The sequence below is a fragment of the Pseudomonas sp. NPDC087697 genome (assembly GCF_044743155.1).
Lineage (GTDB): Bacteria > Pseudomonadota > Gammaproteobacteria > Pseudomonadales > Pseudomonadaceae > Aquipseudomonas.
Map to the genome: position 1 here is coordinate 82604 of NZ_JBIUVW010000002.1, position 15933 is coordinate 98536.

Genomic DNA, 15933 nt, shown 5'->3' on the forward strand with positions numbered 1-15933 from the left:
CTGTACCGCATAGCGGCCAGGCGGGAAGCGTATTTTTGGCAACCCGGATTGATACCTGCAGCGCCAGCGACCGCGGGTGGCGGGTACTTCTCCTTCATGAATAAGGATGTTCCCAATGCAGACCGACTCACCCTCCTCATCCAGCTACGTCGATATCCAGGCACGCGCCATTCAGGCGCAATTCGCCACTCGACCGACGTTGCGCTCGGTCGTAGCGCAAATGCTGGGGGATCTGATTACCGAGAAAACCGCACCACTGGACACCGATATCGCACTGATCAGTGTCGCTACACCCAATGCCCTGCAAGGCTATGACCTCAATCCGCTGATTGATGTCGCACTCAATTACATGGCCGGCGGCGACGCTGCCGATTTTTCAAAGACAGTGGGCGACCGCGCCAGTCACCTCGTCAGCAAACGCGGGACGCGTGTGCGCTACCTTTCCATCGATGAATATAATCGTGCGCTGACACCCGACATGCAGTTCATCGAAACAATCCTTCTGGCGCTGCCCTCTATTGTTCACATCGGCTTCCAGCAGGCGTTGACCGATTACTGGAACGCTGCCGCCGACACTGGAGTCAGCCACTGGCAGTGGCTGGGAGAAATGCTGCGCAACTCACTGCGTACCGCAAGCCTCCAGCATTCGGAAGATGATCCTGAACGACGTGAAATGCTCACCGGGTTGGTCGACCATCCCCGTGCTGAGGAACGCGCCGGCTTGAACAGCCCTCACGGCGCGATACACACCTACTGCCTTGAAACCATCGTGACAAAAGGCCAACTGTCCGCGACCTTTCAGGCCTCGGCGATACTCGTGGTACGAGGTCAGCGGGTGCTGCTGTGCACTGCCAACGGGGCCATCGAGTCCTACACTTCCATGGACGCTTTCGGCGAGGCCTGGGGAAAAAGCATCGGGCAACGGTTCGACGTCGAGTCCACCACCTGGAAACGCTACGAGCCCGACGGTAACGTTTTCGACATTCAGGCCGCCCTGTTGCTCAACCAGCAACTGGAGGATCTTGCGGCCTTCAGGTTGCCCGCGCGCGTGAGCAAAAGCGAGCTGGAGCATCGCTTCAATTGGCTGACTGATCTCGCCCCGTTGTTTTGCAGTACCGCAACGTCGAGCCCCAGCCCCGGTTCGTTAAGGCTCGTACAAACCGTGCTGCCTGAGTGGTTGAAGCGCGCCTCTGCTGCCGATCAGTTGGCTTACCGCAAACACACCCTGGAACTGGCGAGTCTCAATCAAGCCGCAGAGGGCAAGTCATGGACTGACGACATCGATGACATCCGGGTATTTACCGTCAACGCCCTGCAACAACAGATGCTCAAGGACCAGCCTCTGGCACCGGCCTACAACGCTGACGAACTTGAACTGACGTTTCATGTGCCTGTTGGCGATCTGGGTAGCGGGTATATCCAACCGGTCAAGATGACCTTGACCGATCTGGCACTGAAAAACCTTTCCGGCAGACCCAAAGGCCGAATGACCCTGCGCACGACGGACGGGCCGGCCTTGCAGGACTGGGTCACGTCGCAGTACCTGTTTGACCTGATTACCCAGGTAGACGTCGGCAGAACCTACCCGCAACGGATCAAGGACCTGTTGCTCGGTGACACCGACGATGCCCAAAAACGCCAACGCCTGTATGCCGCCGAACTGCGCGTCGCTTTGCCGATGCAAGCGCTGGAGCATGTCATCAAGGGCGAATATGGTCTCACCCAACGCGGCTATCAGTTCATCACCGCTCTGATGCACACGACTTATGCCGATCGTGTGGTCAATGGCCAAGAAGTGGTGATCCGGCCACTGGCGTTCCTCAGGAAAGCCGGGGCACCCGCCGACGTGGCCATCAACATGTTTGTGATCGAACCCAGAGACAACAGCGTCGGCCCACACATTCTGTATCGCCCCATCTACAAGGATTCACTTCACGAGTACCCGACACGCGAGGCGCTATTCGCCGCTATCGCAGTGGCCGGCGCGATACAAACCAGCGTCCTGGACTGGCTGCCTGAACCGGCGCGGCCGATTTACGATCACGGCGGATTCAACGAGCCGCACATTGTTCATTTCACTCAGCTCGACCCCTTCGGCATGCCTGAAAAACCCAAGGCCGCGACACTGGCCAACGCTGAGGGCGCGGACGAGTTGCTGCTATCACTGCAGCACGGCGCACTGGCGCAGTACTTGTTTGGCTGCGAAGCCCGTGCCTTGGTCGATCAGGGTGACCGCAATTCAGTTTCCAGTGCTGAAAGTCGCTGGGCGATCCTGATGGAGGGTGGCTGGACATTGTTCAACACCCTGCTGGCCCTGCCGATCAGCAGCCCGATCATGATGGCCGGCTGGATGATCTCGATGACCAGCAGCCTGATCGATAACATTGCTGAACTCGACAGCCAAAACCCGACTGCACGGGAAAGCGCCTGGTTCGATCTTCTGATGAACATCGCCCTGCTGCTGTTGCACGGCGCCCAAAAGCCCGAGTCACGAGCCGAGCCCATTACCCTTGAAGGGCTGGAAAAAAACCAGGTAACCCTGCAAAGCATGCGCCGCTCCGTGAACAGGCCGTTCAGCGACACCAGCCTTGTCAGGCAGAGCGCCATCGGACTGCCTTCCGAACCCCCGGGAGGTGGCAAAACACTGCTGGATTTCGATAAGTCAGTGGCACGTGACTCATCGGCCACGCGCCTGCTGGAGAAACTGCGAGCCTATAACGTCCAGTGGCCGAAGGAACTTCCAGAGCCCATCGCGATAGGCCCCTACAAGGGTCTTTATAAAATAGGCCACCAATGGCATGCCTCGATCGCGGGGCTGCTTTTCCGGGCAGCGATCGCTCCCGGTTTCGGTGAAGTCTACGTGATACACCCACGGAAACCCGACCACCCGGGGTTCAAATTAAAAACCGATGGCCGAGGTCATTGGACGCTGGATCGGGGGCTCAAGCTGCTGGGTGGAGGCCCCAAAAAAAGAATTGCCGCCAAACAGGAAGAAAACCTTAGAAAACTTGAAGAGCTGTACCTTGAAAAACAACCTGCACAAGGGGTGCAAATCGACGAGGTCGAAAGGTACCAACAGGCCATGCAACAGTTTGCAATTGCCCGGAATGGCTATGCGCAACACATCAAGACACTGGAACTGATATGGACGCTTCTTGAACGCGCCGACGCGAGGCAAAAACCTGCTCTGCTCTCCCGGCGTGCCACGGAGCTGGAGAAGACTGCAAACGCTTGGTCAACAACGTTGAGCACACTGGAAACGTTGCAGGCCCGCGTCAGCCAACTGGAGCAGACACGACGTCAACTGATTGATTTCAGCCGCAGGGAGAACGAGTTCGACAAGACGAATAGCCCCACCGTAGAGCGAGCAAAGCTCTTTGCTGCGATCGCCTCGACACACCTTATCGTTCAAAACAGTGCGCTCAATCTGAGCATTGAGTATCTGACCGAACTCACGGAAGGCGAGCCTTTCGACGATCTGGCAAAGCGGGTTGAAACGGACCTTGGCGCTGGCGAACTACGGTCCTATCAAACCTACATCCGGGCACTGGAGGCCGATGATGTCTTTGAGGAGCATATTCGCGAATGGTCCCGGCGCTTTGAATCAACCCTCAATGAAATGCAGGCGGACTCGGCTGCCGGAGCAAGAGAGCACCATGACCTGCTGAAAGCTACGAGCAGCTCGCAGGTACTCAACGAGTTCGATCTCAAACTGCAAAACCTGGATTACTTGCGCGAACTGAGTGTCGACCGTAATGTTCCAGTTCCGCTGGCGTTCAAGGAACTTGACTCCACGCAAGCGCCTCTGGAGGCACTGAGGGACACAGCCTCTGCTCATTTTACGTTGCGCACTGACGAGAGCTTCACGTTCCAACAGCGCCAGGCAGTGCTGGAAACCATCATCCATCGCTATCAAAAAGCCGAAGATGCCAGCCTGGTCCTCAAAGAAATCGCCCCCTCCTTCAGCCGCCCCGTCTATTTTCAACGCTTTATCGACGACCTCAGACTGCTACGACAAGGTGCGGAGTCCGATCTGGCCGAGTTGATTCTCAGGCAGGAAGACCTGCCGATAGCCACCCCGCGAACCAGGCAGACCAGACCCCAATCCACCGTCAAACGGGTATTCAAGACTCGCAACCATGGCACCCTCATCGGAGAGCTACAGGCATCACGTCATGAAGGTGAAGGTGAAGTCATGGAGGTACACAACCCGTTCAATAACCAGACAGTTTCGCGTTACCACAAACATGCCGAGGAAGATGTGTATGTCCAGATAATTGAGCAACCACGGCAACCGGTCGCGGTCACTCGCTCAGAGAACGTCATCGTGGAAGCCGGTAACAAGCTGCTGGCTCAACGAATCAAGTTAGAGGCCTTGATTGACCGAGAAATGGCTCAGGCGCTGCGAGACCCAGTGCTGCGCGAAGAAAAGACCCCCGCCGACTGGGAAACGATGCTGGTCCAAAGTGCGGGGGACCTGGAAGGCCTGGTGACCGAACTCCAGAAAACGCCAGGGTCTTCGTCGCAGAAGACCGCGTTGCTCGGCGAGCTTGCAAGCGCGGCCCAGGCCATGCGCACAAAAGGCCGGGATTACCGGATAGCGGGTTACAAATTGCAGTCCCCTACTCCCGAAAAAGTCGATTACCTCTGGACACACCATGCCATCGACATTGAACCAGTCAACTCGCGCAAGCCGACCCAGGCCAAGGACTTTCTGACAGAGTTTGCCATCAAGGACAAACACTCAAGGGAAGTGCTGTGGTACGCGCATTTCCACTACACACGTATCGACGGTCCAACCGATGCCTACACCGCTGGACACTTGAAGAGGCCTGACCAACGCTTTGCCGGCTTCAAGGCGCAATTGAGCCAGGCAAAAAACAACCGCGAAATCACCCGCATCTGGCGAAGCAAAATATCGCCGGCCATGGCTAAAAAGCTGTTCTTCTACGATTGAAGGTCCGCCTGATCAGGGCCAAATGAAAAGCCGCAGCTGGGGCTGCGGCTTTTCATTCGCGGTTCGGCGATCAGTGAGCAAACAACGAATTACCCTTCTGTCCGGCCAGTTTCTCGGGTTTGATCAGGAAGCGTGCCAGCGCCGGCAACAGCCACAACGCGCCGAACATGTTCCAGAGCAGCATGAACGTCAGCATCAGCCCCATGTCAGCCTGGAACTTGATCGCCGAGAAGATCCAGGTGCACACGCCAATGGCCAGGCACAGACCCGTGAACAGCACCGCTTTACCCGTGGACTTGAGCGTCTGGTAGTAGGCCTCTTGCAACGGCAGGCCGGCACGCAGGAAGCTTTCGAGGCGGCTGTAGATGTAGATACCGTAGTCCACGCCAATCCCCACCCCGAGCGCCACTACTGGCAAGGTCGCGACTTTCACGCCGATGCCCATGAACGCCATCAGCGCGTTGCCGAGCACCGAGGTCAGTACCAGCGGCAGCACGATGCACAAGGTTGCCGCCCAGGAACGGAAGGTGATCATGCACATGGTGGCCACGCAGATGTACACCAGAACCAGAATGGTCAGTTCCGATTCCTTGATCACCTCGTTGGTGGCCGCTTCAATCCCGGCGTTACCGGCGGCAAGGATGAACTCCAGGCCGTCCTTGTTGTTTTCCTTGGCGAATTCCTGCACCGCACGCACCGCACGGTCGAGGGTCTCGGCCTTGTGGTCGTTGAGGAACACCAGCACCGGTGCCAGAGAGCAGCTGTTGTTGTACAGGCCATCGGCACGGGCGATGGAGTTGTTCAACACGTCCGGGTTACGCGACAGGGTTTCCCACTTCAGGTTGCCCTCGTTCATGCCCTTGATCATCTGCTTGGAGACAGTCACCAGGGAAATCGCCGATTGCACGCCCTCGGTGTTCTGCATCTTCCACATCAGCTCATCGATCGGCGCCATGGCTTCATAACGCGAGCAGCCTTCCGCCTTGGTCTTGACCATCACCACCAACACATCAGAACTGGTGGAGTAGTTACTGATGATGAAGTTGTTGTCCTGGTTGTAGCGCGAATCCGGGCGCAACTCCGGCGCACCTTGGTCAAGGTCACCGATTTTCAGGTTCTGGCTGTACCAGAGACCGCCACCGAAGGCGACCAGCGCGAGGAGGATCGAGACGGGTGCCACTTTCGAGCTGGCAAAGTTCGACAGCAGGCGCCAGAACCTATGCTCACGGACTGCATCTTTCTTGCTGCGCTCGACCGCACGTTTGCTGATGCCAACGTAGGAAATCGCTACCGGCAGCAGGATCAGGTTGGTGAACACGATCACCGCCACGCCGATGGACGCACCGATGGCCAGCTCACGGATTACCCCGATATCGATGATCAGCAAGGTAATGAAACCCACCGCATCCGCGAGGATCGCAATCATCCCCGGCAGGAACAGCTGACGGAACGTGCGCCGGGCGGCGGTCAAAGCGTTGTCCGCATCGCTGGACTGCAAGGCAATCCCGTTGATCTTCTGCACGCCGTGGGAAATACCGATGGCGAAAATCAGGAACGGTACCAGCATCGAGTACGGGTCCAGACCAAAGCCGAAGGCGTGCATCAACCCGAGCTGCCAGACCACCGCCACCAGGGTGGTACTCAAAACTGCCACGGTGCTGCGCAGGCAGTTGGTGAACCACAACAACAGGATCAGGGTGATGACGAAAGCCACACCGAAGAACATCACCACCATGATCAGACCGTCAATCAGGTCACCGACCTTCTTGGCGAAACCGACAATGTGAATCTGTACGTTGGGGTTCTGCTTTTCGAACTTGTTGCGGATCTTGTCTTCAAGTTCATGGGAGAACTTCTGGTAGTCCAGCGCCAGCAATTTGCCCTGGTCCTGCGGGTCCGGGTAGGACTCCAGCAGCGGAATATCGACGATGCTCGACTTGAAGTCGTTGGACACCAGTCGTCCCACCTGGCCGGACTTGAGCACGTTGTTACGCAGCAGATCGAGGCTGTCGGCCGAGCCGTTGTAGCTCTGGGGAATCACTTCACCGCCGGCAAAACCTTCCTCGGTCACTTCGGTCCAGCGCACGCTCGGACTCCACAGCGACTTGAGGCCGGAACGGTCAACACCAGAGATGTAGAACACCTCGTCGTTGATCTGGCGCAGGGTCTCCATGTACTCCTTGGAGAAGATGTCGCCATTGGTGGCTTCCACGGAAATACGCACGGTATTGCCGAGGTTGGCCAGGTCGTTGCGATGCTCCATCATCTTTTCAATGAAAGGATGCTTGAGCGGGATCATTTTTTCGAAGCTGGTGGACGGGCGAATCAGCGTCGCCTGCCAGAACAGGAAAACGCTGACCAGCAGGCAGATGACGATCACTGCCGGGCGGTTGTTGAAAATCAGGCGCTCGAGAAACGTCGCCTTGTCCTGATGATGACTGCTCATGGATGTCATATCTCCGCCTCTTGTTATTTGCCCAGCTCGGCGCCGATTGGCGAAGTAGCGCGAACGCCGCCCTGTCCTACCAGAATCAAGTTGCCATTGCCTGCCGCGGTGACCGCCGAAACGGAAATGCGGTCGGGACGGTTGAATACGCTGAAAGTCACGCTGTCGTCGCTGCTGCGCACCACGCTGCCGCCATTGCCGACGATCACGATAGTGCCGTCGTCGAGCAAGGTCGCACCGGACAGACCGAACTCCAGCGCGCCGCGGGCAGCCTTGAGCTCGACCGGCTCCCAGGTGCTGCCAAAGTCAGTGGAGCGGAACAGGTTGCCGCGAAGACCGTAGGCCAACAATGTGGCCGGCTTGGCTGTGCCGATCACCCCGAACAACGAACCCTGGTACGGGCCCTTAAGACGTTCCCAGGTCTGGCCCCAGTCGGGGGAACGGAACATGCTGCCCTGCTCGCCGACGATGAACAGCCCGGACTCCTTGACCGCCGCGATGGCGTTGAGGTGGTACTGATCCGGGTTATCGAGACGGTCGCTGGCGTCTTCCCAGTTCTTGCCGCCGTCGGTGGTTTCCAGCAGCGAGCCGTAAGCGCCCACGGCAAAACCTGTGCTGACGTCCTTGAACCAGACAGAGAGCAGCGGTGCTTCGCGCTTCAAGTCTTCGAATTGTTTGGTCCAGGTAACGCCGCCGTCTTCACTGGCGAGGATTTGCGCGTCATGACCGACGGCCCAGCCGTGCTTGTCATCGACGAAATAGACCGAGGTCAGCAATTGCCGGCTCGGCACTTTGGCCTGGGTCCAGGTCTGGCCCTGGTCATCGGAATACAGAATGTGGCCACGATCGCCGACCGCCACCAGTCGCTTGCCTGCATGCGCGACATCAAGCATCAAGCCCTTGGCGGACTTGGCGGATTCAATCGAATAGACCGTATCAGACACTGGCGCATCTGCGGCCAGGACGGGCGCCGACAGCACGGCAGAGCCCAACAGCGAGAGCGCTGTAGCCAGCAACGCGAATCTGCGTAACGCCGGCGGGCGGCAAAAACCCACACCCATGACAGGCTCACTCATAGACCTTCCCCCATTATTATTGTTAGGTCGTTCAACCTTTCAGGGCGCCTTTCAGGGCGTGCGTCTGATGGCGGGTTCAGCGCGTTGTGCTGAAACCTGCAATCTAGAGCCCCTTCGGAAGCTGGCCTATCCTATCCAGCTTTCGAAAGGTCTGACAATCAACGCCACGTTATCTTTTGTTAACTGGAGGGATAACAGTTGCGGCTGAATAGACAGGTATTCGGAGGGATGATGTGAATCAGCAAACCAGCTGAAATTTCCGAGACAAAGGTTGGAGCTTTGGCTTTGGCTTTTGATCTTGATCTTGATTTTGATCCAACCGCCCCTTCGGGAGGCCGAGCGCAGGTGTTCATCAGGGGGTTGGCGCGCAGCGCCGTACGGCGCAGCCGGACACATCGAGAGGAGGTCGTCGCGAAGCAGACCGTAGGCGATGCCCCCTGATGAATGCCGGAGCGAGGGAACGCCGAGCCTTGGCGAGGCGCCGTACGCTTGGGGCGAAGCCTTTTGCTTACTTTTCGGCGTCTGGAAAAGTGAGGCGCCGTAAGGGCGAAACCATAAGCAGCCGTTACCGCAGCAATGGATATGTACATCAACAAGAGACAGGTCGGCTGTCAGGCCGCCTTCGCGAGCAAGCCCGCTCCCACAGGGTCCGAGTGAACACCTGTGGGACGGCGATAGGTTTACGCGAGGCTTTTGCTGACCACTTCAAACACATCGCTGGACAGCTGACCCGAGGCGCGAATGCGCTCCAGCTCAGCCTTCATCAACGCCTGACGGGCGCTGTCGTATTTACGCCAGCGCGTCAGCGGCGCCAGTTGGCGAGAGGCGATCTGCGGGTTGAAACCGTTCAACTCGATCACCAGATCCGCGAGGAAGCGATAACCCGAACCATCGGCCGCATGGAAGTTGATCAGGTTCTGCCCGGCAAACGCACCGACCAACGCCCGCACCTTGTTCGGGTTCTTGATGTTGAACGCCGGGTGCTCCATCAACTGACGAACCCGCTGCAAGCCACCCGGCAAACCACTGCCGGCCTGAACGCTGAACCACTGGTCCATGACCAGCGGATTGTCCTTGAAGTGCTCGGCAAAACTGGCCAGCGCCTTGGCTTTCTCGGCCTCAAATGGTGAATTCACCAGCACCGCCAACGACGTCAGACGCTCCGTCATGTTGTCGCAGGCATCGAACTGCTCAAGGGTCGACGCCAGCACTTGCGGCTTGTCACTGAGCATCAGGTAGGACAGCGCGATGTTTTGCAGGCTACGACGGGCGAAGTGCTCGGCTTCGGCAACGTAAGCGGTTTTCTTCGACAGCTCGCGATTGGCCTGATAACGCAGCCATAGCGCGTCGAACAGGTTGCCCGCTAGTTGCTTGCGGGCGAATTCACGCGCGGCGTGGATCGCGTCGACGTCAGCCACTTCGCTGATTTCGGTCAGGTAAGCCTCGCTTGGCAGCGAGAGCATTTCGGCGACCATCGCCTGATCCAGGGTTTCGTCTGCCAGCACAGTGCGCAACGCTGTGATCAGTCGCTGATCCAGCACCAACGCTTGACCCGCTTGATGCTGAGCGATCAGTTCCTGCAACACCTGCACCGACAATTGCTGGCCGGCTTCCCAACGGTTGAAACCGTCGCTGTCGTGCTGCATCAGGAACATCAACTGATCGCGGTTGTACGGGAAGCTCAGTTTCACTGGCGCCGAGAATCCGCGCAGCAACGATGGCAACGGTTGTTCAGCAATATCGACGAAGGTAAAGGTCTGCTCGGCTTCGGTCACCGACAACACACGAGAGGTCCCGCCAGCGGCGGCTTCACCGGCCAGACGCAGAGCGATTGCCGCGCCTTTGCTATTCAGCAGGCCCAGTTCGAGCGGAATCACGAACGGCAGTTTTTCAACCTTGTCCGGGGTCTCCGGGCAGCTCTGACGGAAGGTCAGGCTGTAGGTTTTGGCCGCTGCATCGTAAGACTCGCTCACCGCCAGACGCGGCGTACCGGCCTGGCTGTACCAGCGTTTGAACTGAGTCAGGTCGACGCCGTTGGCATCTTCCATGGCCTTGATGAAATCGTCGCAGGTGACCGCCTGGCCGTCGTGACGCTCGAAATACAGGTCGCTGCCTTTGCGGAAACCTTCGGCGCCGAGCAAGGTACGGATCATGCGCACCACTTCCGAACCTTTCTCGTAGACGGTCAAGGTGTAGAAGTTGGAAATCTCGATAAACGCATCCGGGCGCACCGCATGGGCCATCGGGCCGGCGTCTTCGGCGAACTGGTGAGTGCGCAGGTACGCCACATCCTCGATACGCTTGACGGTGCGCGAGTGCATGTCGGCGGAGAATTCAGCGTCACGGAACACCGTGAAGCCTTCCTTGAGCGACAGCTGGAACCAGTCGCGGCAGGTCACGCGGTTGCCCGACCAGTTGTGGAAGTATTCGTGGGCAACCACCGCTTCGACCCGCTGGTGTGCGGCATCGGTCGCGGTTTCGGCACGGGCCAGCACGCAGCTGGAGTTGAAGATATTGAGACCCTTGTTCTCCATGGCGCCCATGTTGAAGTCGTTGACGGCAACGATCATGAAGATGTCCAGGTCGTACTCACGGCCATAGACTTCTTCGTCCCAGCGCATGGACTTCTTCAGGCTGCTCATGGCGTGCTGGCACTTGTCGATGTTTTCCGGCTCGACGTAAATGCGCAGCGCCACACTGCGCTGGGTCATGGTGGTGAAGGTGTCTTCGACGCACCACAGGTCACCGGCCACCAGCGCGAACAGGTAGGCCGGTTTCATGAACGGGTCTTCCCAGGTTGCCCAGTGCCGACCGTCTTCACCGGGACCTGAGGCAATCGGGTTGCCGTTGGACAGCAGCACCGGATAGCTGTGCTGCTCGGCGCTGACCGTGGTGGTGAACTTGCTCATCACGTCCGGGCGGTCGAGATAATAGGTGATCTTGCGAAAACCCTCGGCCTCGCACTGGGTGCAGAACATGCCGCCGGATTTGTACAGGCCTTCCAGCGCGGTGTTGGTTTCCGGGTGAATCCTGACGCTGGTGTCGACCGTGAAGCTGGTGCTGGTCGGGTGCAGGGTCAGGTGGTTTTCCGTTAATTGATAATCGCCGTCGCCCAGCTCAGTGTCACCCAAGGCTACCGACAGCAGCTCGAGTTGCTGGCCATCCAATACAAGCGGCGGCAGGCCCGGGCCACGGGCAGGATTGCGGCGCATCACCAGTTGCGCATGGACCAGGCTGTGGTCCTCGAACAACTCGAAGGTCAGGTGCGTCTCGTCGATCAGGTACTCGGGCGCCTGATAGTCCTTCAGGTAGATCATCTTCGGTTGTTCGGTGCGCATGCTGGAGTCCTTTTACTGATACACGGCGAGCTGGTAGGCCGTGTATTTACGAATATTGATGACACCGGTATCGAAGATCAGGTACTGGCCCTTGATCCCCATCAGCGTGCCTTCGGCAATCGGGTTCTTGTCCAGATTGAAACTGACAATCTTGGCCGGGTACTGCTCGACCGGGTAACGGATTTCAATCGGTTCGACATCAAACACCGGTTGAATCGCTTGCAAACCGAAGCGCTCCTGCAGTCCTTGCACGCCCTCGGCACAGCTTGCAAACAGTTGATCACGAATCTGTTTCAGGTCAACCGGTGGCGCATCGCCCTTGAGCAAGGCGCGCCAGTTGGTCTTGTCGGCCACCTGACTGCGGAACAGGTCTTCAACGAAGCCGGATTGCTGACGGGTCGACACACGCATGATCGGCAATGCCTGGCTCGCGCCCTGATCGAGCCAACGGGTCGGCAGCTGAGTGGCGCGGGTGATCCCGACTTTAACGCCCGACGAGTTGGCCAGATACACCACGTGGTCGGTCATGCAGAACTGCTCGCCCCAGGCCGGCTCACGGCAAGTGCCGGCGTCATAATGGCAACGCTCCGGGCTCATGATGCAGACGTCGCACTGCGCCAGTTTGGTCATGCACGGGTAGCAGTAACCCTGGCTGAAACTGGTTTTGGTTTTGCGTCCGCAATGGATGCAGTAGATCGCCCCCAGATATTCCAGGCGAACCGTGCTGCCAATCATCGGATTGACCGGCACCTCGGTATCGCCCAGGCGAAAAGCGTACTGCACAGTCGACGCGTCGAGACGCGCCGACATCTTGCTGATTGCACCACGGCCAACTTCGATCAATGGATGGCATCCGACTTGAACAGGATGTTCGGCACCGTGATCGACTTCGAACTGCATTCCTGCGGGCCCATATAGCCGGTGCGCTGCTCTTCGGGCAGGTTTTGCACTTCCCAGGCAATCATCGCCTGCAACGACAGTTCACGCTGTTCGGCAGTGAGCTTGCCACCGTCGGACCACTTGCCGATCTCTACCGCCAGTTTCAGGCTCTGGTAGATCTCGGGGGTGATGTTTTTGATCATTTCATTAAAAGACGACATCAGGTCTCCGTGCTCGTTATTCACATAGCAATTTAGACGGCGATTTATTGGACAGAGCGTTTACGGCGACTGTACAAGCCACCGAACAAACCGGTGAGGCACCCGACGAGTAACCCGCCGACGTGCGCCGCATTGGCAATTTCGCCGAAGCCGATCATCGAGATCAGCCCCGACATACACAGCAGCAGCCACACCAGCATCATCACCAATACCCCGCGAGGCAGACGATACGCCGGGTTCGGCGACAGCAACTGGTAGATCCAGCAATGCCCGAGCAGGCCGTAAAGCACCCCGGACAGGCCGCCGAACAAAGTCGGTCCGCCGTAATAATATTGGGCGAAGTTCGATACGAGGCTGAACAACAATGTCAGCCCCAGCAGATTGATACTGCCCTGACGCAACTCGATGCGCCGCCCCAGTTCCCAGTACCACATGCCGTTCATGGCCAGGTGGAGAACGCCGAAGTGGATCAACATCGGCGTGACCAGGCGCCACCACTGCCCCGCCGCCAGGCTGTCGGCCAACGGCGTGAAGTGGATGTACTCGCCCACCACGCGAAATTCGAGGAACGTCAGCCAGTGCATCGTATCGAGGTTCTCGCCGAGCAAGGTCACCGCGCCGACGATCATACTCAGCAGCAAAATCAGCGCGGTCACCGGGCTGCTGCGCAATTGCTCGACGAACCCTGGACGCTGGATATTCGCTTGTGTGCCGGGGATATCCAGTTGATGCTCGGGATCGCCCGCCGGGAAGCGTTCGTACAGCGAGCGCACGTCTTCGCTGATCGCGTCAGGCACCCAAAGCACTTGTTCACCCGCTTCTTCGCTGACCCGATGTGGAACCTGCATGCGTTGCAGCAATTTGACGAAACCACTCAGATCCACCGCCAGTGGCAGACGTAATACAGCAACAGCACTCATTGCAGCTCCTCTGGCCGTTCGACATCGACCCAGACAAATTTGCGTGGATCAAGGCGGGTTTCCTGGTCCAGCCGATAGGCAACCAATTTTCCGTACAACACGGCGCTGTAATCCAGGCAGGCCAGGTTCGGACGGATCGGCGCCGGTTTGCCGCTGCGCCAGTAGTGCCCGACGAATAACAACGGCTCGTCGATGCCGTAGCGCAGCAGGGTGTCTTTTTCTACCGGCGACAGCGGCGTCCGGGCCACAGGCTCGGGCAAGGCGTCGGGCTGGAAGACAATGTCGCCGTAGGTTTGCGGGTTGTCTTCCCAGAATTTGGTGCGGAAGAAGGAGCGCGTCAGACCGTCGCCGCTGGTCATGGTCAAACCATGCGGCAGGCGCATGTCGGTGCCGCGCAGCAAACGGTCGAACGCCATACAGGCGAAACTGCCGGAAACCGCCGCCGCCTGAAGGAAATGCTCATCAATGCGACCATCGGGATGTTGCGCACGCAGCACGTCAATCAGGCCTCCATCCCAGCAGGCGTGGACCACCCGGAAGCGCCCGGCATCGACGAACAGCGGCATCTCGTAGAACCACGCGAGAAAGTCGTGCCAGTCCGCCGGGTGATTGGCAAATTGAGTCAGGGTTTCGTCGATCAGGCGTGCATGCCGTGGCGTGTGATCACGCACGTACTGTTTGCCGCTGCCAGGCGGTGCCGGCGTGCTCCAGCCAAGAGCGTTGAATTCATGATTGCCCATGATGCACAGGGCCTGACCGGCCTCGACCATGTCGTGAACGATGTGCAGCGCTTCGCGAATTCGCGGGCCGCGGTCGATGACATCACCGAGAAACACGGCCATGCGTGACGGATGGCGCCAGATGCCAGCTTGTTTGTGATACCCGAGTCGGTCCAGCAGATGCTCAAGGGTATGAGCGCAACCGTGCACGTCACCGATCAGGTCGTAGCTACGCGCGGGATCGAGCATCAATCGCCTCCACCACCCAACCGGCTGCCCCAGCCAAGCTTGGTCCGGCAGACTTCGTAGTAGTTGTGGTCCAGCGGATGAATCAACCGCAGTTTCTGCGCCTTCTTGCTCACGGTGATGGTGTCACCGGGGGCGCAGGTAAAGTGGTTCTGCCCGTCACAGGAGACTTGCGGGTAAATCTGCATATCCTTCGACACGACGATTTTCAGCTCGCTGTTGCCATCGACCACAATCGGCCTTCCTGACAAGGTATGGGGGTACATCGGCACAATCACAATGGCATCGAGCTTGGGATGCATGATCGGGCCACCTGCAGAAAGCGCATAGGCCGTCGAACCCGTGGGCGTGGCGACAATCAGCCCGTCGGCCTTTTGGCTGCAGACGAACTGACCGTCGATGTACAGCTCGAACTCGATCATCCGCGTCGACTTGCCAGGGTGCAGCACCACGTCGTTCAGCGCATCGCCCTGGCCGATGGCCTCGGCGTGACGACGAACTTCGGCCTGCAACAGGAAGCGGTTTTCGACCAGATAGTGCCCATCGAGCACCTCGGCGACTTTGACTTCCAGCTCATCCGGGCGGATGTCGGTCAGAAAGCCCAGGTTGCCGCGGTTGATCCCCAGCACCGGAATGTTGTGCCGTGCCAATGCCCGAGCGGCGCCCAGCAGGCTGCCGTCACCGCCAACGACAATCACCATGTCACAGACTTCACCGAGCATCTTGCGCGATGAGGTTTGCAGGCCATGGCCGGGCAGGACTTCAGCAATGGTGTCTTCGAGAATCACATGCAAGTGCCGGTCAAGCAGGAATCTTTTCAGTCGGCGAACGGTATCCAGCACCTGCGAACTGCCCAGGCGACCGATGATGCCGATATTGCGAAATTGCTCCATGGGGCTCCTAGTCAGGGTCTGTTGACGCTTGGTGGCGGCCACGTTGCGTGCCAACGCGCGCGAGGCTGCGTTGCGGGATTTGCCAAGGGAACAAACATTGGCGGCATCCCGCGCCTTGCCTCGCACACGTTGGCCCAGCAACGCGGCTCGCCACCAAACGTCAACAGACCCTAAGATCAGTGACGGCGAAAAACACGATTATGGGCGAAAGCGGGCCGTAGACAAAATCCTTTCAGCC

At 58.5% G+C, this 15933-nt stretch carries 9 protein-coding genes; 1 reads left to right on the forward strand and 8 read right to left on the reverse strand.

Going from position 1 to position 15933, the window contains the following annotated elements; all coding sequences use genetic code 11:
• Positions 1-115 precede the first annotated feature (115 nt).
• A complete protein-coding gene (locus tag ACIPIN_RS02610) occupies positions 116-4957 on the forward strand; it encodes a dermonecrotic toxin domain-containing protein (RefSeq protein WP_401114877.1) in 4842 nt (1613 codons plus the stop codon).
• Positions 4958-5027: 70 nt separating this feature from the next.
• Here the strand turns inward: ACIPIN_RS02610 and ACIPIN_RS02615 are convergent, their stop codons facing one another.
• The 8 genes from ACIPIN_RS02615 to ACIPIN_RS02650 form a co-directional block, all read right to left on the reverse strand.
• Positions 5028-7403: an RND family transporter gene (locus tag ACIPIN_RS02615; protein WP_401114880.1), complete on the reverse strand. Its 2376-nt coding sequence runs from the start codon at positions 7401-7403 to the stop codon at positions 5028-5030.
• A 23-nt stretch (positions 7404-7426) separates the two neighbouring features.
• Positions 7427-8479, reverse strand: a complete 1053-nt coding sequence (locus tag ACIPIN_RS02620) for a WD40/YVTN/BNR-like repeat-containing protein (RefSeq protein ID WP_401114883.1) — start codon at positions 8477-8479, stop codon at positions 7427-7429.
• 680 nt (positions 8480-9159) lie between these two features.
• Positions 9160-11817, reverse strand: coding sequence for an aminopeptidase N (gene pepN / locus ACIPIN_RS02625; protein ID WP_401114886.1), 2658 nt, complete (start codon positions 11815-11817; stop codon positions 9160-9162).
• Positions 11818-11829: 12 nt separating this feature from the next.
• Positions 11830-12660 (reverse strand): DUF2797 domain-containing protein, encoded by an 831-nt coding sequence (locus ACIPIN_RS02630; protein ID WP_401115253.1) that lies wholly within the window; start codon positions 12658-12660, stop codon positions 11830-11832.
• Entirely contained in the window at positions 12657-12917 is a 261-nt protein-coding gene (locus tag ACIPIN_RS02635) for a YeaC family protein (protein ID WP_019690610.1), read from the reverse strand. Before ACIPIN_RS02635 ends, ACIPIN_RS02630 begins: the two co-directional genes overlap by 4 nt.
• A gap of 44 nt (positions 12918-12961) precedes the next feature.
• Positions 12962-13837, reverse strand: coding sequence for a rhomboid family intramembrane serine protease (locus ACIPIN_RS02640; protein ID WP_401114889.1), 876 nt, complete (start codon positions 13835-13837; stop codon positions 12962-12964).
• Entirely contained in the window at positions 13834-14808 is a 975-nt protein-coding gene (locus ACIPIN_RS02645) for a metallophosphoesterase (RefSeq protein ID WP_401114892.1), read from the reverse strand. Before ACIPIN_RS02645 ends, ACIPIN_RS02640 begins: the two co-directional genes overlap by 4 nt.
• A complete protein-coding gene (locus tag ACIPIN_RS02650) occupies positions 14805-15695 on the reverse strand; it encodes an NAD(+) kinase (RefSeq protein ID WP_019690613.1) in 891 nt (296 codons plus the stop codon). Before ACIPIN_RS02650 ends, ACIPIN_RS02645 begins: the two co-directional genes overlap by 4 nt.
• Positions 15696-15933: the final 238 nt, after the last annotated feature.